Here is a 19640-nt window from a genome sequence, read left to right as displayed (position 1 = left end):
CGAAAGGTGAGCCGGGAAACCCCGGCCCACCTCTTCGTGTTCTGGGGACTACCGCCAGTTGTTGCGGGGGCGGTTGCGCATCAGAGCGGTCGCGATCAGGCCGACCAGCAGGAGCACCGCGCCACCGCCGACCCAGGCGATGTTGTTCGCGATCAGGCTGATCGGGCCGCTCTCCTGAGCCGCGGGCGGTTCGGCCTGCGGCTGGGTGTCGGCCGGGACGTACTCGATCTCGTCGGGCGCGCCGCTGTCTGTGTCGCTGTCAGCCGCACCCGAGTCGGTCGTCTCGGACGCCTTCGGCTTGGCGGCCTTGGTCGTCGTCTTCGTGGTGGCCTCGGTGGTCTCCTCGGCCTCGGTCTCGTCGGTCGAGCCGGTGGACTCAGTGGAGTCGGTCGACTCGGTGGAGTCGGTGGAGTCGGTGGAGTCCGTCGTGCCGGTCGTCGACTCGGAGTCGCTCTCGTTATCCGAGTTCTCCGAGTTCGAGCCCGACCCTGAGCCCGAGTTCGAGTTGTTGTTCGAGGAAACGTCGGAGTCCGTCGTCGGCCGGGTCGTCGTGTTGGTACGCGGCGTCGCCGTGGTGGTCGTCGGCTTGGCGGTGGCCGGCTTCGTGGCGTTCGGCTTCGCCGTGGCGGTGGCCGCGGGCTTCGTGGTGGCCGGCGTGGTCGGCTTCACGGTGCCGCTGTTGGTGTTGTTCCCACCATTGTTGCCGCCACCGGCGTTGTTCCCGCCGTTGTTGCCGCCACCGGCGTTGTTCCCGCCGTTGTTGCCGCCACCGGCGTTGTTCCCGCCGTTGTTGTTCCCGCCGCCGTTGTTGCCGTTGTTGCCACCGCCGTTGTTGCCACCGCCGCCGTTGTTGCCGGCGGCGCGGACCGTGATCCGGACCGAGTCGAGCGCCGGGGTCTGGTTGGCGCGCTCCATCATCGGGATGCGGTGCGAGCCGTCACCGGCCCACGACGAGCACTGCGCGGTGCCCTCCTGCGGCAGGCCCGGCACCTGGATGGTCACGGTGTCCGGCGTCGCGCTGCCCTGGCGGTCCTCGGTCGCGACGAAGAACGCCGGGACCGGCTCCGGGGCGGGCGCCTCGTTCGTGCTGGTCAGCATCCGGCACGCGGTGTGGAAGTGGCCACGGACCAGGCCGTTCTGCAGAACGCTGCTCTCCACGTAGTACCCACCCTGGCCGGCCGCGAGGAAGCGGTCACGGATCAGGTTCCGGGTGCTGATCTGGAGGGTGAATGCGGTGGCCACGTTGACCTGGCGAGGCGCCTGGGTGATCAGCAGCGTGGGGTTGTTCGCGGCAGCGCCGACCTCACCGAACTCGGTGGAGACGCACCGGTTGCCCTTCTGGAAGCCGTCGTGCGCCTCCAGCTGGCTGTCCACACAGGTGTCGGTGAGGATCGTGAGGTTGTTGCCCACCACCTTGCCGGCACCGCTCTCACCGGCTCTGGTCGACGGGGTGTCCTCGGCGTACGAGAGCTGGGTGAAACCGATGACACCGCCGACCGCGGCGAGAACTACGCCGGCGGCCAGGAGCCGGGTGCGTCGCATGACGAGACCTTCTTTTCCCCGAGTTCGGCGAATATCTGACGCCCATAGCGGCGCTGACGCCCAGACGTTAGCAGCGGGCTCACAGAAATCAATTCCGCGCACAAACTTGAGGCATTCTTATGCCGAAATTAAGAAAGAAATATGGGTCCGACCTTGAACCCCCGGCATCATCCGAACGGATGATGCCCCTGGTTCACAGGTTTTTGCAGGCAGGACGCTGACCTGGCACGTTACAACACCAACCTGTGAGGCGGTACTTCCTTAACGTAACCGGAGCCCGCGAGCCGCATATACGTCGCGAAGGACTTCGATGCGGTCGGTCATGATGCCGTCGACACCCATATCGAGCAGCGTATTCATCTGTTCCGGATCGTCGATCGTCCAGACATGGACGGCAAGGCCTCGTCGATGCAGATATGCGAGAAACCGCGGATTCAGAACGGTTATCCGGCCGTGCCGTACCGGGATCTGCGCGGCGACGGCCGAGGCGGGGGTGGGCAGCGGGATCCCGGTCATCGAGGCGATCCGGAGCCGGGCCACCTCACCCATGCCGAGCGAGGTCGCCACCCGGGGCCCGGCCAGTACGCGTACCCGGGCCAGGCGGCGGTCGCTGAACGAGGCGAGCAGGACCCGGTCCTCGGCCTTGGTGCGGCGTACCGCCGCGACGGCCGGCTCGACGACCTGGTCGGATTTCACGTCGACGTTGAACCGGATGTCCGGCCAGGCGTCGAGGACGTCGTCGAGGCGGGGGACCGCGGCGGCGCCGCCGACGCGTACCGTCGCGAGGTCCGTCCAGGTGAGGTCGGCGATCCGGCCGGAGCGGCCGGCCACCCGGTCCAGCGCCGGATCGTGGATCACGACCGGGACTCCGTCGGCGGTGGCGTGCACGTCGGTTTCCACGTACCGATAACCCAGCGTGACCGCTCGCTCGAAGGCCGCAGCGGTGTTCTCGTCACCCTTCGCGGCGCCGCCGCGGTGCGCGAAGGCAAGCGGCCGGGGAGCGTCCAGGTACGGGTGATCCACGCCAGCAGTATGCCGGGCTTTGTTGCGCATAGGTAAAAGACTCCAAGGCCCATTGACCAGCGCCACTCGCGTGAAGATCCTGTCTTGCGAAGCGACCGAAGCGCGACCACGGGCCACGAGAGAAGGTGGCGCAAACTGGAAACGATCGAGTTCGACGTAGTGATCATCGGTGGCGGCGCGGCCGGCTCGGTCGTGGCGTCGCGTCTCGCTGCGGACCCTGACGTGCGGGTCTGCCTGATCGAGGCTGGGCCGTTCGGTGCGGAGGGCGAGCGCCTACCGCATCCGCGAAATGCGCTCAAGACCGAATTCGATTACGACCATCCGATTACTTCGCAAATACGCGGAAACTCTTATGTCCGACATTCCGGACTTAGTTTCCGGGATTGCGGTTTCCTGCCCCCACCCGATGACTTCACCGCCTGGGTGGCGGCCGGCGCCACCGGCTGGTCGTACGACGCGATGCTCCCGTACTGGAACCGCCTCGCCCCGGTAGCAGCGAGTGACCGGAGTCCGCTCGCCGAGGACTTCGTGGCGGCCTGCCGGACGGCTCTCGGCGTACCGATCCGGGACGACTTCAACGACGGCCCGTTCACCGACGGCGCCGGCTTCCTCCCAGCGCTCGCGGTTCCGCCATCGCCAGACCGCGACCGTCCGAATCTGACCATCCTGGACGAGACCCGGGCGGAACACCTCGACCCGAGCCGGGGCGTCACGATCCGCGGCGACCAGCTGATCCGGGCGCGGTACGAGTACGTGCTCTGCGCCGGAGCGATCAGCACCCCGATCCTGCTCCTGCGTTCCGGCATCGGCCCGGCTGCTCACCTTGAATCCGACCTCGGCTTCGAGGTGCGTGCCGACCTGCCGGGCGTCGGCGAGCATCTGCTCGGCCACCCGGCGTCCCTGATCGTCTGGGAGCCGGCCCGGCCGATTCCCGAGGCGGATACCGCGGCCGGCCTCTTCGTCCGCCGGGATCCGGCCCTGACCGGCCCTGACCTGGCTTTCCGGCTGAGCCGGACGCCGGGAGAGATAACGCTGACCTCCGCGGTGCCGCGACCACGCGGCGCCGGCCGGCTCCGGCTCTCCGGCGCCGACCCCTGGGGCAAGCCGGTGCTGGAGCAGCACCCCGAGGCCTACGACGAGCGCACCCTGGTGGACGGCCTGCGGCTGGCCCGCGAGGTGGCCGCCACCGAACCGTTCGCCTCCTGGATCACGCGCGAGATCACGCCGGGGCCGGAGCTGCGGGGTGACGACGAACTGGCGGCCTACGGACGGGCCGCCCACCACCGGGAACAACACCCGGCGGGCACCTGCCGGATCGGCGCGGTGGTCGATCCGGAGCTGCGGCTGCACGGCTTCGACAACGTACGCATCGCCGACGCCTCGGTCTTCCCGGAGATGCCGTCGGTGGACCCGGCGGCCACCGTCCTGATGGTCGCCGAGCGAGCAGCAGACCTGATCAGCCAGTCATTCGCGGCCGAAAAAGGCCAGTCGTCCGTGGCCGGAAATGAAAGCAAGAGAGAAGGCGAGCAACGGTGAGAACGTGTGTGGTGCGCCGGAGCGCCATCAGGCGCCGTCACGTCACCCGCCGGTTCGGGGCACGTCCCCGCAACCGTCTGCGGATCACGCCGCGCTGGCCGCGGCTGCGCTGGTCCGCCCGGCTGGCGCAGTCCCTCTGATCGATGCCGGGACCGAAGGTCGTCGTCATCGGGGCGGGCATCGTCGGCTGTGCGCTGGCCGACGAGCTGACCGGCCGGGGCTGGACCGACGTCACGGTGCTGGAGCAGGGTCCGCTCTTCACCACCGGCGGATCCAGCTCGCACTCGGCCGGCCTGGTCGTGCAGACCAGCCCGTCCCGGACGCTGTCCCGGCTCGCCCGGTACACCAGCGAGAAGTACACCGAGCTCGGCTGTTTCTCGGCGGTCGGCAGCCTGGAGGTGGCGACCACCCCGGAACGGCTCGCCGAGCTGCACCGGCGGTTCGGGTACGGCCAGTCGTGGGGCATCAGCTCGGCGGTGCTCGACCCGGCGGCCTGTCACGCGCTGTTCCCGCTGCTCGACAAGGGCCGGATCCTGGGTGGGCTGCACACCCCGGCGGACGGCTTGGCCGCGCCGCTGCGGGCCGCCGAGGCGCAGGCCGCCCGGGCTGCCGGCCGGGGCGCCCGGTTCATCGGCAACGAGCGGGTGGTCGAGGTTCTGCGACAAGATGGACAGGTCACCGGCGTGCGCAGCGCGGACGCGACCCATCCCGCCGACATCGTGGTGAGCTGCGCCGGGTTCTGGGGTCCGGCGATCGGCGACCTGGCCGGCGTGCCGATCCCGCTGCTGCCGATGGCACACCAGCACGTCCGGACCACCGGGGCCGGCGCCGCCAGCAGCCTGCCGATCCTGCGCCACCCGGATCGGGGCCTGGACGTCCGCACCTACGGCGACCGGCTCGGCATCGGCTCCCACCTGCACGAACCCATCCCGGTGCGGCTCGACGACCTGCCCGGTGACGCGCACCCGGCGATGCTGCCGTTCACCGCCGCCACGTTCAAACAGTCCTGGGCGGCCGCGACCGAGCTGATCCCGGGCCTGGCGCGTACCACGCTCGAAGAGGCGTTCAACGGCGTGCTGTCGGTGACCGCCGACGGCTTCCCGCTGCTCGGCGAGTCCCGTGAGCTGCGCGGTTTCTGGGTAGCCGGCGCGATCACCGTGACGCATTCGGCCGGCGCGGCGAAGGCTCTTGCCGAGTGGCTCGTCGACGGATACCCCGGCATCGATCTGCACGAGTGCGACCTGAACCGCTTCGCATCCGCGCAGCTCGCACCCGACTACGTGCGCCGGCGCGCGGTCCGCGCGTACACCGAGACGCATCACATCGTCCACCCGCACGACCCACCCTCGGTGCGTAACCTGCGGCTCAGCCCGTTCCACCCACGCCAGGCGGAGATGGGCGCGGTCTTCGGCGTGGCCGCCGGCTGGGAGCAACCCCTTTGGTACGCGACAAATCCGCCACCCGAGGAGATCCGGCCCCGTGACGACTGGTCGGCGCGGCACACCTCGCCGATCGCCGAGACCGAGGCCCGGTCGGCGCGTAAACGTGCGGCACTGTTCGACCTGACCGGGCGTACCCGGATCGAGGTGACCGGTCCGATCTCCTTCCTGTCCACCGTGACCAGCGGAGATGTCGACCAGCCGGTCGGCGCGGTGGTGCACACGCTGCTGCTCGACCCGTCCGGCGGCATCCTCGGCGACCTGACCGTGGCCCGGCTCGCCGAGGACCGTTTCCTGGTCGGCGCGGGCGGCCCGCTCGACCTCGACCAGCTGGTACGGCGGGCGCCGGCCGGCGTCACCGTCCGGGATGTCACCGGCGGCACCTGCGCTGTCGGGCTGTGGGGACCGCGGGCCCGGGAGCTGACCGATATCGGTCTCCCCGCCGAGGGCGCCCCCGCGGTCCGGGAAGGCTTCTTCGGGATGATCCCGGTGACCGTGCTCCGGCTCTCCGCCGTGGGCGAGCCGGGCTGGGAGATCCACACCGAGGCGCAGTACGGCCTGCGGCTCTGGGACGCACTCGTCGAAGCGGGCCGGGAGTTCGGCCTGGTGGTGGCGGGCCGGTTGGCGTACGACAGCCTGCGGATGGAAAACGGCCGCCGGGTCTGGGGCGTCGACATGACGGGTGAGGACGACCCGTACCAGGCGGGTCTGGAAACGGCGGTGCGGCCGGGAGCGCGACCGGCGACGCTGCCGGACCGACGACTGGCTTGCCTACGCCTGGCGGACACCGGGGAGATTCCGCAGGGTAACGAGCCGGTCTATGCCGGAGGTTTCGCGGTGGGTCACGTGACCAGCGCCGTGTACGCGTGGACGGCGGGCGGCCCGATCGCCTTCGCCTGGCTTCCGGCGGCTCTCTCGGTGCCGGGGACCCAGGTGGAGATCGGATATGTCGATCACCGGATCCTGGCGGCCGTCGCCGCCGAGCCGATCTTTGAACCCGAGCAGGAGCGCCTGCGAAACAAACGGGGGTAATTACCCCAGACTCGGACACACGACTCCTAGGTCTGCCCTACCTTAAGCCAGGTCTTACTCGGGCAAACCTACCGAAATGGAGCATCTCGTGCGTTCTTCCAGACTCGCGCGGGGCGGCCTTCTGGCCTCCGCCCTGCTCTCGATACTGGCCGCCGGGCACGCGGGCGGCGCACGCGCCGCCGATGCGACGATCAAGCCGATCGACGCCGGTTACGCGGACTCGCTCGCGCTCAACGGAACCGCCACCGTTACCTCCGACCGTGGCGACCACCGGGTCATCGAGCTGACCAACGGCGGCTTCAAGCAGGTGGGTTCCGCCTGGTCGACCGGCCGGGTGGACCTGACCAAGTCCTTCGAGACCACGTTCCGGGCGCACCTGCACCACGGCAAGCCCGGCGCCGACGGTATCGCGTTCCTGGCACAGGGTTCGGGCCCGCGCGCGCTCGGCGGCTGGGGCGGTGGCCTCGGTTACCGCGGCATCTCCAAGAGCGTCGCGGTCGAGTTCGACACGTACCAGAACACGCCGGACCCGAGCAGCAACCACCTCGCCGTGGTGCTCGGCGGCAACCCGGACCGGCACACCGCCGTCGCGGAATCCTCGATCCCGCTGTTCGGCAAGCCGTTCCAGGCCCGCGTCCGGTACGACGGTGCCGCGCACGTCCTCAAGGTCTACGTGAAGTCGCTGACGGCCGGTGCGGCCGAGGAGCTGCTGCTCGACCAGAAGGTGGACCTTGCCGCGCGTACCGGCGGGACCAGCGGCTGGGTCGGTTTCACGGCGGCCACCGGGGACGTCACCTCGGTACAGGACGTCTACGACTGGTCGGTCGAAGCACCACTCGCGTGACCTCGACCGGCGCCGCAGGAGCGGCGCCGGCCGTCCCCTCTTTGTTGGAGACCTGCTTCCGGCCCGGCCCGGGCCGGCTCCACCCTGCCCGATCGGAGACAGCTGATGCCCACGGTCGACCGTGTGCTTTCCGACGAGACCGGCGCCGAGCGGACCGGTGGCAAACCGCCGGCCCCCGCCAGGTCCGAACCCAAGGTGAGCGTGATCGTTCCCGCGTTGAACGAGGCCCGCAACCTGCCGCACGTGTTCGCGCGGCTCCCGCAGGTGGACGAGATCGTGCTGGTCGACGGGGGGTCAACGGACGACACCGTGGCCGTCGCCCGCCGGCTGCGTGCTGACATCCGCATCGTCCGGCAGAACCGCCGAGGCAAGGGCAATGCCCTGGCCTGTGGTTTCGCCGCCGCCACCGGCGACATCATCGTCATGATCGACGCCGACGGCTCCACCGACCCGCTGGAGATCCCCAGCTTCGTCGAGACGCTGCGGTCCGGCGCCGACTTCGCCAAGGGCTCCCGATTCCAGCCGACCGGCGGCAGCGCCGACATCACCCGGCTGCGCCGGGCCGGCAACAAATGCCTGAGCATGCTGGTGAACCTGCTCTTCGGCACCCGGTACAGCGACCTCTGCTACGGGTACAACGCCTTCTGGGCGCGGCACCTCGACGTCTTCGACCTGGACAGCACGTCGCCGCCGCCGAACAGCACGGACGGCCGGCTCTGGGGCGACGGGTTCGAGATCGAGACCCTGCTGAACCTGCGGGCCGCCCGGGCACAGCTCGAGATCGTCGAGGTACCCAGCTTCGAGCACTCCCGGATCCACGGGGTCAGCAACCTCAACGCGCTCACCGACGGCATGCGGGTCCTGCGGACCATCGCTCGCGAGTGGCCGCGCCGGCGCGATGCCATCCGAGTGGCGGAACGGCAGGTGCGATGAGGATCGGTGTCGTCTCGAACGCGTACCACCCCGACATCGGCGGGGTGGAGACCCACGTGCGGCGCCTCTGCGCCGGGCTCACCGCCGCCGGCGACGACGTCGAGGTGATCACCCAGCACGCGGCCCGGTCGGTGGAGAACATCGACGGCGTACTCGTCCGGCGATTCCCGCTCACCGTCCCGGCGGGCAACTACCGTTTCTCGGTTCCGCTTCTGCGGTGGTTGCGCACGCATGCCGAGACGTACGACGTTCTGCACGCCCACAGCTACCACGCCCTCGCCGCGCTCTGTGCCGCGCTGGGCAACAGCCGGACCCCGCTGGTTTTCACGCCGCACTACCACGGGACCGGGCACACCCGGTTCCGTGCCGCGCTGCACCGGCTCTACCGTCCGCTCGGGCGGACCATCCTGAACCGTTCGAGCGCGATCGTCTGCGTCACCGCCGCCGAGCGCGAGCTGCTGATCCGGCACTTCCCGGAGGCCGCCGACCGTACCGTGGTCATCCCGAACGGCACCGACCCGCGCCCGGCCGCCTCCGCCGTGCCCGGCCAGGTACGCCGGATCCTCTGCGTCGGACGGCTGGAGCAGTACAAGCGGGTCGACCGGGTGATCCGGGCGATGGCGCACCTCGGTCCGGAACACAGGCTCGACGTGGTCGGCACCGGCCCAGCCGGAGCCCAGTGGCGTCAGCTCGCCGCCCGGCTCGGCCTCGCCGGGCAGGTCGTCTTCCACGGCCGGCTCGACGACGCCACGTTCGCGTCCTGCCTGGCACAGGCCTCGGCGGCGGTCTCCGCGTCAGCGCACGAGGCGTTCGGCATGTCGGTGGCCGACGCGCTCGCGGCCGGCCTGCCCACGGTCGCCGCGCCGATCCCGGCGCACCAGGAAGTGGCCCGGCTCGCCGGTGACGGCGTGTGGCTCCGGTACGCCGACCCGGACGACGAGGCCGACCTGGCCGCCGCGATGATCGAGGCGACGTCCACCGGGCGCAAACGTCCGGCGACCCTGCCGACCTGGGACCACGTGGTCCGTGGAATCCGTGACGTCTACACCGCCGTGGCCAGCAAGCCGGTGGCGGCCGCGGGGGCCGTCAGCGGATGAGTGCCACTACGGCCGGGATCGATGCCGGCCGGTCCTCGCGTACCCGTCTCCCCGACGCCGGCCTTCTGCGCGGCGGCAGGGAGACGGCCGCGTGCGCGCTCACTCTCACGGTCTCGGCTGCGGCCGGCGCCGCCGCGCTGGTGGTGGCCTTCCGCCGGGCCGAGTGGGGCGGGAACGACCAGTTCGCCTTCTTCTGGGCGGGCATGTTGATCTTCACGTTGCCGGCGGCCTTCTGGGGCGTACGCCGAACCGCCAGCACCCGGCTGCGGCTGGCCGTGCTCGTCGGGTACGCGTTGTTCACCTACCTGCCGAAGCTGCTGCGCAATCCGTCCGGCCCGCTCTACCACGACGAGTACGCCCACTGGGGCCAGGCGCACGACATCCTCCTCGACGGCCGGCTCTTCGAACAGAACCCGATCGTCCGGGTGATCGGCGAATACCCGGGCCTGCACGCGACGGTCGCCTCGCTGGCCGCGCTGACCGGCCTCACCGTCTGGCACGCCGCGCTGCTCCTGCTGATCACCACGCACGTGCTCGTGGTGCTCGGCGTCGCGGTCCTGGCCGGCCAGCTCTGGCCGGATCCCCGGATCGGCGTCGCGGCCGCGTTCGTCTACAGCCTGAACAGCTCGTTCCTCTACTTCGACACCCAGCTCGGGTACGAGTCACTCGCCATCACCGTCCTCATCTGGGCCCTGGCCGGCGGCCTGCGCACGATGCGGGCCGGCACCCGCGGCGCCCGGATCGGCGGGGTGGTTCGCACGGTGCTGTTCGCGCTGGCGACCGTGGCTACCCACCACCTGACCGCGCTCTGGCTCACCGGCGTCTTCGGACTGATCGCGCTGGCCTGCACCGTGGTGTCGGTACGCCGCCGGGAGCTGGTGACCGCTGCCCGCACCGGATGGGCGCTCACCTCGGGAACCGCGCTGGTGGTCGCGTTCTGGATGGGTGCGGTCGCCCCGCGTACCGGTAGTTATCTCGACCCGTACCTGGGCCGTGCGCTCGGCCAGTTCGGCGGGCTCGCCGGCGGCAGCTCGGGCGGGCGGACGCTCTTCAGCGGCTCGGTCGCTCCCTGGTGGGAGCAGAACACCGCGTTCGTGGCCCCGGGATTCGCGCTTCTCGCCATGATCGGCGCGACCACGCTCTGGTGGCGTCGCCGGCGGTCCGCGGACCCGTTCACCACGGCCGCGAGCGCCGCGATGCTGCTGGTCGGCGCGCTGTACTTCCCGGCGACGCTGCTGATCCTCACCCCGTCCGGGGCGGAGGGCGCACGCCGGTCCTGGGCGTTCAGTTACCTCGGCCTGGCCGTGGTGGTCGCCCCCTTGATCATCGCACTCCTGGACCGGCCGCGCCGGGTTTTCACCGGCTCGCTCCTGCTCTGCGGGTGCGCGCTGATGCTTGTCGGCAACAACGCGGCCGGGATGAATCCGTCGTACCGGTTCCCGGGCCCTCCGGTTTTCGGTTCGGACACCCGGGCGGCCACCCCCGAGGTCCTCGCGGCCGCGGCCTGGATGCGTGAGACGCAGGGCAGGGAGACCCGGCTGGTCGCCGACCGGTATTCCGGCCTGATCTTCGGGTCGTACGGCGAGCAGGAGCCGACGACCGGCTCGGCCACCTTCCCCACGTACGACCTGTACCTGGCCCAGCCCGGCAAGCCGATCTCCCCGGCGCTGCTGCACCAGCTGCGCAGCTGGCGGTTCGAGTTCCTCGTGGTGGACCGCCGGATGGCCGAGCAGGTGCCGGACATCAAGATCTACTTCGAGACGAACGAGCCGATCCCGCACGACGGCCGGCCCGCTTTCACGAAGGCCCAGCTCGCCAAATTCGACACGATGCCCTGGCTGATCAAGGTCTACGACGGCCCGCACGTGGCGATCTACCGCTTCGACTTCGACAGCCTCGGCGCGAAGATCGCTAGGAACCCGCGATGACGACGATCCGGCTCACCCTCCTCGCCTACCTGAGCCTGGGCGGATCCCTGGCCGCCACCGGCCGCTCCCTGGCCGCCGTCCCGTTCTGCCTGCTCGCCCTCCTGATCTGCGGCGAGCTCCTGCTCCGCGCGATCCCCGGCATCCCGGCCGGGCACCGGCCCGGCATCCCGGCCGAGACCGGCATCCCGGCCGAGACCGGCATCCCGGCCGAGACCGGCATCCCGGCCGAGACCGGCATCCCGGCCGAGACCGGCATCCCGGCCGAGACCGGTGTGCCGGCCGAGACCGGTGTGCCGGCCGAGACCGGTGTGCCGGCCGAGACCGGTGTGCCGGCCGAGACCGGTGTGCCGGCCGCGCGGCTGGGGCTGGCCGCGATGGGCGGCCTTGTCACGCTGCCGCTGGTGGCGCTGTCACTGCATGTGGCCGGCCTGCAGGTGCGGGTGACGCCGCTGGCGGCGGGCATCGCGGCGACCGTCTCTCTGGCGGCGGCGGTCGCGCTGCTGCGTGAGCGACTCACGGTCACCCAGCAGACCGTGCCCGGCCAGTCGCTGGCCGGGTTGCCCACCCAGCGTGGCCCGCTCGTCCCGGCCGGGAGCAGGGCGATGCCTCCACAAAATGCGGGCGACATTTCTGAAATGTCACCCGGCTGGCATGCCGCTGCGGTGGCCGTTCCAATCATGCTGGCCATCGCCATCGGGGGTGTCGCCACACGGGTCTACTCCGCGTCACCCAAGCCCGAGCAGCCCGGATATCTGAGCGTGGCGCTCAACGGATGGGCGGCCGGTATCACCAGGCCGGTGACGGTTCCGCTGCGTGGACTGGTCGTCCCGGTGCGGGTGACCAGCGCCGGCCTCGACCCGGTCACGGTCTCGCTGCGGGTCCGGATCAGCGGGCACCTGGTCGGCGCCCGGCCGGTCACCCTCGACGCGGACACCGCGCGATCGTTCACCATCCGGGTGCCTGCCCTGCCACCGGACGGCTGCCTGCGGCCGGTACGGATCAGCGTCGGCACCACCAGCGCGGGCTTCTACGCCCGGGGCGCCGGTAAGGGGCGGGCCGCGTGCTGATCAGCGCCGTTCGCCGGATCTCCGGGGACTCACTGGCCCGGAACAGCCTGCTCATCATGGCGACCACCGTCGTCAACGGCGGGCTCGGATATCTCTACTGGATGCTGGCCGCCCGGTGTGTGCCCGCCTCCGAGATCGGCACGGCGACCGCGCTCATCTCGGCCGCCACCGCGGTCAGCATGATCGCGAACCTGGGCGCCGGGCACATGTTCATCCAGCGCCTGCCCGGCAGCGCGGCGGCCGACTGGTCGAGGATCGTCAGCGGCGGGCTGATCTTCGGCGCGGCGGCGACCGCGGCGGCCGCCACGGCCGGGGCGATGATCGTGCCGCGGGTGTCCGGCAACTTCGGGTTCCTCGCTGGCGCACCGGGCGCGGCCGCACTGGTCTGCGCGGCCGTCGCGGTCACGCTCACCACACTGCTGGACAACGTCTACGTCGCGCACCGGGCCGGGCACGGCATGCTGGTCCGCAACCTGGCCGTCGCGACCGGCAAGATTCTCGCGCTGTTCGTGATCCTCGCGTTCCCGGTACCCGGTGTGGACTGGGCCGAGGCCGTCCTGATCTCCTGGACCGTCCCGACGCTACTGGTCAGCGCGTTGACCGTGATGTTCGGACCGGGCCGGCTGCGTCCTGGCGCCCGGATGCGGCCGGCCGGGATCCTCGCGGAGCTGCCGCATCTGCGGACCGCGCTCACCGGGCATCATCTGATCAACCTGACCCAGGCCGGACCAGCAGCGCTGCTGCCGGTGCTGGTCACCGCGAAGCTCGGCTCGGACGCGAACGCGCACTTCTATCTGGCGTGGATGACCGCGTCGATGCTGTTCATGGTCTCCCCGGCGGTGGCGTCCGCGCTCTACGCCGAGCGCACCAACGCCGGTAGCGCCGGGCTCAAACGGGCCTCGGCCGTTGTGCTCGCGGTGGTCGGCGTACCGACGGTGGTGTTGTTCGTGGCAGGGGAAACGATCCTCGGGCTGTTCAGCGCGGCTTACGCCATCGAGGGCGGCCCGCTGCTCAAGATTCTGGTGCTGGCCGCCCTGCCGGACGCGGTCACGAACCTCGCGGTGGCGCACTGGCGATCCCGAGGCGAGTTCCGGCTCTGTCGCCGCCTGAACGCGGTCCGGGCGGCATCGTGCCTGCTCCTGGCCTGGTTGCTGCTGCCGCCGGCCGGTGTGACCGGCGCCGGCGTCGCCTGGCTGATCGGCCAGACCGCAAGCGCCCTGCTGGTCGCCGCGCTGGCACTGCGCCCCAGAAAAGCACAGGGCCAGCGGAAAACCGGACCTCGATCTTTGAACACGACCATGAGCGCGAGCCGGTCGTGCGTACCCACTGGGTCTGGAAAGACGCAGCTGACCCGGAGGTTCCGATGAGGGTTTTGCATTTGTCCAATCTCTACGCGCCGGTGATCGGCGGGCTGGAGCGCAGCATCGCGACCAGCAGCGAGGAGATGGTGCGGCGCGGGCACGAGGTCACGGTTCTCACCCTGGCGACGCCTGCGGCGCCGCAGGACGAAGAGATCAACGGGGTACGCGTGGTGCGCGTGCGCAGCGTCGCGAACACGATGCTGCCGATGCTGAACGCCGACCCGGCGAAGCCGTTCCACCCGACCGTGCCGGACCCGCTGACCATGTCGGACATCGCGCGGACGCTGCGCACGAACACGTTCGACCTGGTGCACAGCCACGACTGGCTGATGTACAGCTACCTGCCGCTGCACTTCGGCCGGCTGGGCCTGCCGCACGTGCACACGGCCCATGACTTCGGGCTCACGTGCGTACGCAAGACGTTCTCCCGCAACGGCCGCCGCTGCACGTCCGGGCCGAGCCTGGGCCGGTGCGTCGGATGCGCCACGGTCCAGTACGGCCGGCCCCGCTCAGCCATGCTCACGGCGGGCCTGCGCGCCCAGCGGCACCGGGGCATCGACACGCTGACCGCGATCTCCTCGTCGGTCGCGTCCGCGCTGAATCTGGCCCGGCTCCCCGGCGAACTGCCGGTGCGGGTCCTCTCCAGCCTGGTCCCGGACGGCCTGGACACGCTGGCCCGCCGGACGCCACGGCCGGACTGGCTGCCGGACGGTCCCTACCTGCTCTTTGTCGGGCAGCTCGGCCCGCACAAGGGCATCGACGTGCTGTTCACCGCCTATCAACGGCTCGCTGCCTCGGTGCCGGGCGCGCCCCGGCTGGTCTGCCTCGGCACCCGCCGGGCCGACACACCGCCGATCCCGCCGGGTGTGGTGGTCCGCCACGACGTGCCGCACGCCGAAGTGATGGCGGCCTGGCACGGCGCCGCGGCCGGGGTGGTGCCGTCGCTGCTGGAAGGGATGGGCCAGGTCGCGGTCGAGGCGATGCTGGCCGGCACCCCGCTTGTCGCCTCGGCCTCCGGCGGGCTGCTGGACGTGGTACACGACGAGGTGGACGGGCTGCTGGTCCCGCCGGGTGATCCGGATCTGCTGCACACCGCGCTGCTGCGGGTGCTCACCGACGCCGATCTGGCCGGCCGGCTGCGGGCCGCCGGCCATCAGCGCGGCCTCGATTTCACCGCGGCACGCGTCGTACCCGAGATCGAGGAGGTTTACCGTGACTGCATCTCCGCGCACTAAAATTCTGGTCGTCGGCTCCGGCTGGCGATTCCTCTCCGGGATCAGCTACTACACCTGCCGGCTCAGCAACGCGCTCGCCGAGCGTTACGAGGTGGGCGCGATCCTGATGCGCCGGCTGCTGCCGGCACGCCTTTACCCCGGACGTGAGCGCGTCGGTCACTCACTTGCCGACCTGCGCTATGCGCCTTCGGTACGCGTATTCGACGGCGTCGACTGGTGGGCCGTGCCGTCCCTGGTGCGTGCCGTGCGATTCCTGCGCTCCTACCGGCCGGACGTGCTCGTGCTGCAGTGGTGGACCGGGGCGGTGCTGCACTCGTACCTGGTGCTGGCACTTGCCGCGCGGTCGCTCGGGATCCGCGTGGTGGTGGAGTTCCACGAGGTGCAGGACACCGGCGAGGCACGGTACGCGTGGGCCGCTCGTTATGTGCGGCGGTGCATCCAGCCGTTGCTGGAGCGTACCGACGGGGTGATCGTCCACTCCCGTTTTGATCTGGACTCGCTCGGTGCCGCGTACGGTGTCGACGGCAAACCGGCGGAGATCGCCTTGCACGGGCCCTTCGACCATCACGAGGTGGCCCGGCGGCCCGGCACACCCGGCGTCTGCCGGCTGCTGTTCTTCGGCACGATCCGGCCGTACAAGGGTCTTGAAGATCTGATCGAGGTGTTCGCCGGGCTCGGGCCGGGTTATCACCTGACCGTCGTGGGGGAGACCTGGGAGGGCTGGACGCAGCCCGGCGAGATGATCGTCGACTCGCCGGTCCGGGACCGGATCACGTTCGTGAACAGGTACGTGGCCGACGCCGAGGTGAACGACTTCTTCGCGGCGGCGGACGTGGTCGTGCTGCCGTACCGGCGCAGCTCGGCGAGCGGGCCGCTGCACATCGCGATGAGCCACGGCGTGCCGGTGGTGGTCACCGCGGTCGGCGGGCTGGTCGAGGCGGCCACGGATTACAGCGGGACGGTCTTCGTGCCGCCGGCGTCGCCGGCCGAGCTCGCGAGGGGAATCGCACGTGCCGCCGGCCTGTGTGGCCGGCGGCACGCGGATCCGTCGTCATGGGATCGGACGGTGGACGCTTACTCGCGCCTCTTGTCAGCTCTTGCTGATGGTCAGGAGGTTTCTGGTGGGGATCAGGACAGCACCACGTCGTCGAACCAGACCGTGCCGTTGTTGTCGCCCGACTTGAGGTGAAGCTGGACGCTGGCGGCGCCGGCCGGCGCGACCGTGTCGATGGTCAGCTTCGTCCAGTTGCTGGTGCCCTTGGCGACCTGCTTCGACACGTTCTGGCCGAGCCACTTGTCGTTCGCGTCGAACCAGCTCAGCGAGATCTCGTTGGAACCGGTCACGTTGACGCCCTTCGCCCAGGCCTCGGCGTGCCAGGCCTGCCCGGCCACCACCGGGGTGATCGGCGAGGTACGCACCGACGGCAGCGCCGAGCTGGTCCGCCCGGTGTCGCTGAACCGCGCCGAACCGGTACCTGTCCGCGCCACGTCACGAACCCGGACGGCCGTGCCATGCTCAGCCAGGTACGGCCGCCACGGCGAGTTGCCGGCGGACGCCTCGAAGCCGAGGTCCAGCACGGTGTTCGTGGCCGTGCTGCCGGCCCAGTACGTGCGGACCACCGACGCGGCCGGCTTCGCGACGCCGTCGGCCCGGTAGAGGCCGAACTTGTACTGCGCGGGCATCTTCGAGACCTGTGAGTTCGACGGGATCGCGCCGGCGCTGAAGTCGCTGAGCGTCCACGGCGCCACCGAGCCCACCTTGGCGGTCTTGGCGGCCTGGAAGACCCGGGCCAGGAACGCGGCCTGCTCACCCTCGCTGGCAAAACCGGGCGCGCTGGTCAGGCCGGTCTCGCCGACGACGATCGGTGACGGGCTGACCGCGGCCTGGGCCTTGCGGAGTTCGGCGAGCGAGCGCTCCGAGTTTCCGTAGAAGTGGAAGTCGAAGTAGTCCAGCGGGGTTCCGGCCATCACGGATTTGATCTTCGCCATGGCCGGAGCGCCGCCGCTGCCGTCGACCGAGAGGGTCAGCGGCATCTCGGGGGCGGCCGCGCGGACCGACGGGATGATCTTCTTGGCCCAGGCGACAGCTGACGTGTCGTTCGGGTTGAACTCGTTCTTCAGCTCCACCGAGATCACCCGCGCGTCCTTCGCGTATGGGCTGATCACCGACTTCGCCCAGGCAGCGCTGCCGGCGGTGTCGTTGTAACCGGCCCACCAGTCGAAGAGGGTCAGCTTCACGGTCATGCCGTACGAGTCGGCGATGCTGATGAACTTGCGGAGACGCTCGGCGTACTCCGCCTTCGGGGTGGGGTACCCGAACGCCTGCGGGAAGATGATGATGCGGACGTTGTCAGCGCCGAGCGCGGCCGCCTTCTTCAGGTCCGCGTCGATCCGGTCGGCGTCGAACGAGGTCCACATCGCCGACCAGCCGGCGGTCGACGGGTAGTAGTTGATCGTCTTGGCGGAGAGCGTGGCGTCGAGCCGGCTCTCCAGGGTCGCGACGACCTCACCCTTGACCTTGACCGGGGCGGTGGCCTTGGCCGGGTTCTTCGGGGCGGGGGATGGCTTGCTCGCTGCCGTCGCTTCACCGGCCGGAGCGACCATGGCGAACAACAGCGAGGAGGCGATGATCGCTGCGCGGCTGCGAACAGTCTTCACGTGAGCCCTTCTTGTAACGGTCGGTGCTGCGGTGACCCTCCTTTCGGTCATTTATGCTGGTCCAGCAGGCTTCCGTCGAGGTAGTCCGGTTGCGTTGCAGGTGCGGAAAGGTGCGAGCCCTTTATTCCCCAAGTCGCGGCCGATGGTGCGCGACTCGCCCGCCTCTCATCCCTGCGGGTATTGCCCGTCTTACTGCGGGTAGTGCCTGGGGGTGTAGACCGCCGTGGTGCCGTCGCCCCTGGTGACCGCGCGGGTCTGCGACGAGCCGATGATCAGCAGGCAGCGCATGTCGACCGTCGCCGGGTCGAGCTCACCGAGCGTGGTGACCCGGACCGACTCGGCCGGCCCGCCGACGTCCCGGCCGACCACCACCGGCGTCTGTTCCGCGCGGTGTTCCAGCAGCAGTTTCCGCGCCCGGACCAGCTGTTCGGTACGGGTTTTCGACGCCGGGTTGTAGATCGCGATCACCAGGTCGGCGCCGGCCGCCGCGTCAAGCCGCTTCTCGATCATTGACCAGGGCTTGAGCCGGTCGGAGAGGGACAGGATGCAGAAGTCGTGCCCGAGCGGCGCCCCGGCCCGGCTCGCCACGGCCTGCGCCGCGGTCAGGCCCGGCACGATCCGCACCGGCACGCCGAGCCACTGCGGGTCCTCGGCGACCTCCAGCACGGCGGCGGCCATCGCGAAGACCCCGGGATCACCGGACGAGACGACCGCGACCCGGCTGCCACGTGTCGCCAGGTCCAGCGCGAACGCGGCCCGCTCCGCCTCGACCCGGTTGTCCGACGGGTGCCGGCGCTGCCGGGGGTTCGCCGGAACCCGGTCCACATAGGGCCCGTACCCGATCACGTCGTCAGCGCCGGCGAGCACGGCCTGCGCCTCAGGGGTGAGCCAGCCACTGTGCCCAGGCCCAAGCCCCACGACAGTGACGCTCCCAGCGCTCCCAGCGCTCCCAGCGCTCCCAGCGCTCCCGGCGCTCCCGGCACTCCCAGCACTCCCAGCACTCCCAGCACTCCCAGCGCTCCCAGCGCCGGCCAGGACCTGCGCCGGAGCCGGAGCTGTGGCCTGCGCCGGAGCTTCCGTCCTGCCCATTTCCGATTTTTCGGATTTGTCGGTCAGAAGGTAGGGGGCGTCGGTCCCCGAAACGGCCTTCGCGCCAAACTCGGCGGCCTGCGTGCCGGACTCGGCGGCCTTTACCCCGAAGGCGGTGGCGGCGGGGCTTGGGAGCAGTGCCAGGGAGAAGTACGGCACCGTCTCCGGGTCGACGTCGGCCACGCGGGCTGAGCGTTCCTTGTCGGTGGTGGCGCGTTCGACGTACCACGCGTCGTCCAGGCGGCCGGCTTTCGACAGCGCCTCGCGGACGCCCGCGAAGGTGCGGCCCAGCTTCATCACGGCCGCCGAGTCGGTGGTCGCCAGGCGGGCGGCCAGCTCGTCCGGAGGCAGGGTGCCGGGCAGCACCGTGAGCACCTCGTCGCGTTCCATCAGCGGGCGGCCGAGGACTGCCGACGCGGCGCTCACCGAGGTCACGCCGGGGACGACAGTGGTGTCGTACCGATCGGCCAGGCGCTTGTGCATGTGCATGTAGGAGCCGTAGAAGAACGGGTCGCCCTCGGCGAGCACCACCACGTCGCGGCCGGCGTCGAGATGCGCGGCCAGGCGGGCCGCGGCCTCGGTGTAGAACTCGTCGATAGCGCCCTGGTAACCGCCCGGGTGGTCGGTCCCCTCGGTGGTGACCGGGTAGATCAGCGCTTCCTCGATCTGCCCCTCACGCAGGTAACCCGCCGCGATCGCCCGTGCGTTGCTGCGGCCGTGCCGCGCCGCGTGGTACGCGATCACGTCCGCCGCCTCGATGAGCCGGGCCGCTTTCACGGTGACCAGTTCGGGATCACCGGGGCCGAGCCCGACACCGTAGAGCCGGCCGGGCCGGACGTCGTTCGTCATGCTGGTT

The 19640-nt window shown here is 70.5% G+C and carries 13 protein-coding genes and 1 pseudogene; 10 read left to right on the top strand and 4 right to left on the bottom strand.

The annotated features are described in order from the left end of the window. Positions 1-861: 861 nt before the first annotated feature. Positions 862-1407 (bottom strand): annotated as a pseudogene (locus ACQP2E_RS31320) (Pecanex-like protein 1); the annotation flags it as partial. 396 nt (positions 1408-1803) lie between these two features. Beyond that, entirely contained in the window at positions 1804-2595 is a 792-nt protein-coding gene (locus ACQP2E_RS31315) for a glycerophosphodiester phosphodiesterase (protein ID WP_433826557.1), read from the bottom strand. 54 nt (positions 2596-2649) lie between these two features. Here ACQP2E_RS31315 and ACQP2E_RS31310 point away from each other — a divergent pair, with 54 nt between their 5' ends. The 10 genes from ACQP2E_RS31310 to ACQP2E_RS31265 all read left to right on the top strand — a co-directional run bounded on the left by ACQP2E_RS31310 (position 2650) and on the right by ACQP2E_RS31265 (position 16226). After that, positions 2650-4101, top strand: a complete 1452-nt coding sequence (locus tag ACQP2E_RS31310; protein ID WP_433826556.1) for a GMC family oxidoreductase — start codon at positions 2650-2652, stop codon at positions 4099-4101. 143 nt (positions 4102-4244) lie between these two features. Next, positions 4245-6572: a GcvT family protein gene (locus ACQP2E_RS31305; protein ID WP_433826555.1), complete on the top strand. Its 2328-nt coding sequence runs from the start codon at positions 4245-4247 to the stop codon at positions 6570-6572. Between the two features lie 88 nt (positions 6573-6660). Then, positions 6661-7416 (top strand): L-type lectin-domain containing protein, encoded by a 756-nt coding sequence (locus tag ACQP2E_RS31300; RefSeq protein ID WP_433826554.1) that lies wholly within the window; start codon positions 6661-6663, stop codon positions 7414-7416. 105 nt (positions 7417-7521) lie between these two features. Next, on the top strand, positions 7522-8349 hold the full coding sequence (locus tag ACQP2E_RS31295; RefSeq protein WP_433826553.1) for a glycosyltransferase family 2 protein: 828 nt from the start codon (positions 7522-7524) through the stop codon (positions 8347-8349). Further along, positions 8346-9446: a glycosyltransferase family 4 protein gene (locus ACQP2E_RS31290; RefSeq protein WP_433826552.1), complete on the top strand. Its 1101-nt coding sequence runs from the start codon at positions 8346-8348 to the stop codon at positions 9444-9446. Before ACQP2E_RS31295 ends, ACQP2E_RS31290 begins: the two co-directional genes overlap by 4 nt. Further along, a complete protein-coding gene (locus ACQP2E_RS31285) occupies positions 9443-11374 on the top strand; it encodes a hypothetical protein (RefSeq protein ID WP_433826551.1) in 1932 nt (643 codons plus the stop codon). The genes ACQP2E_RS31290 and ACQP2E_RS31285 overlap by 4 nt, the downstream gene beginning before the upstream one ends. Continuing rightward, positions 11371-12441, top strand: coding sequence for a hypothetical protein (locus ACQP2E_RS31280; protein WP_433826550.1), 1071 nt, complete (start codon positions 11371-11373; stop codon positions 12439-12441). Before ACQP2E_RS31285 ends, ACQP2E_RS31280 begins: the two co-directional genes overlap by 4 nt. Next, complete coding sequence (locus tag ACQP2E_RS31275) at positions 12435-13808, top strand: lipopolysaccharide biosynthesis protein (RefSeq protein WP_433826548.1); 1374 nt, start codon at positions 12435-12437, stop codon at positions 13806-13808. The genes ACQP2E_RS31280 and ACQP2E_RS31275 overlap by 7 nt, the downstream gene beginning before the upstream one ends. After that, on the top strand, positions 13805-15037 hold the full coding sequence (locus tag ACQP2E_RS31270; RefSeq protein WP_433826547.1) for a glycosyltransferase family 4 protein: 1233 nt from the start codon (positions 13805-13807) through the stop codon (positions 15035-15037). Before ACQP2E_RS31275 ends, ACQP2E_RS31270 begins: the two co-directional genes overlap by 4 nt. Continuing rightward, the gene (locus ACQP2E_RS31265; RefSeq protein WP_433826545.1) at positions 15015-16226 is read left to right on the top strand and encodes a glycosyltransferase family 4 protein; all 1212 of its coding nucleotides are present in this window, start codon (positions 15015-15017) and stop codon (positions 16224-16226) included. Before ACQP2E_RS31270 ends, ACQP2E_RS31265 begins: the two co-directional genes overlap by 23 nt. Here the strand turns inward: ACQP2E_RS31265 and ACQP2E_RS31260 are convergent. Then, positions 16166-17695 (bottom strand): cellulase family glycosylhydrolase, encoded by a 1530-nt coding sequence (locus tag ACQP2E_RS31260; RefSeq protein WP_433826543.1) that lies wholly within the window; start codon positions 17693-17695, stop codon positions 16166-16168. The two genes, ACQP2E_RS31265 and ACQP2E_RS31260, sit on opposite strands and share 61 nt — an antisense overlap. Before the next feature lie 189 nt (positions 17696-17884). Further along, a complete protein-coding gene (locus tag ACQP2E_RS31255; RefSeq protein WP_433826542.1) occupies positions 17885-19633 on the bottom strand; it encodes a precorrin-2 C(20)-methyltransferase in 1749 nt (582 codons plus the stop codon). Positions 19634-19640 lie beyond the last annotated feature (7 nt).

Source organism: Actinoplanes sp. CA-015351 (assembly GCF_050955685.1).
In the GTDB taxonomy this organism is placed as follows: Bacteria; Actinomycetota; Actinomycetes; order Mycobacteriales; family Micromonosporaceae; genus Actinoplanes.
This window is presented reverse-complemented; position numbering and strand designations above follow the sequence as displayed.

What these genes read in the sequence shown, in the direction of transcription:
- ACQP2E_RS31315 (WP_433826557.1), bottom strand. Translation starts at nt 2,595, where the DNA reads ATGCGCAACAAAGCCCGGCATACTGCTGGCGTGGATCACCCGTACCTG.
- ACQP2E_RS31305 (WP_433826555.1), top strand. Translation starts at nt 4,245, where the DNA reads ATGCCGGGACCGAAGGTCGTCGTCATCGGGGCGGGCATCGTCGGCTGT.
- ACQP2E_RS31295 (WP_433826553.1), top strand. Translation starts at nt 7,522, where the DNA reads ATGCCCACGGTCGACCGTGTGCTTTCCGACGAGACCGGCGCCGAGCGG.
- ACQP2E_RS31290 (WP_433826552.1), top strand. Translation starts at nt 8,346, where the DNA reads ATGAGGATCGGTGTCGTCTCGAACGCGTACCACCCCGACATCGGCGGG.
- ACQP2E_RS31285 (WP_433826551.1), top strand. Translation starts at nt 9,443, where the DNA reads ATGAGTGCCACTACGGCCGGGATCGATGCCGGCCGGTCCTCGCGTACC.
- ACQP2E_RS31280 (WP_433826550.1), top strand. Translation starts at nt 11,371, where the DNA reads ATGACGACGATCCGGCTCACCCTCCTCGCCTACCTGAGCCTGGGCGGA.
- ACQP2E_RS31270 (WP_433826547.1), top strand. Translation starts at nt 13,805, where the DNA reads ATGAGGGTTTTGCATTTGTCCAATCTCTACGCGCCGGTGATCGGCGGG.
- ACQP2E_RS31255 (WP_433826542.1), bottom strand. Translation starts at nt 19,633, where the DNA reads ATGACGAACGACGTCCGGCCCGGCCGGCTCTACGGTGTCGGGCTCGGC.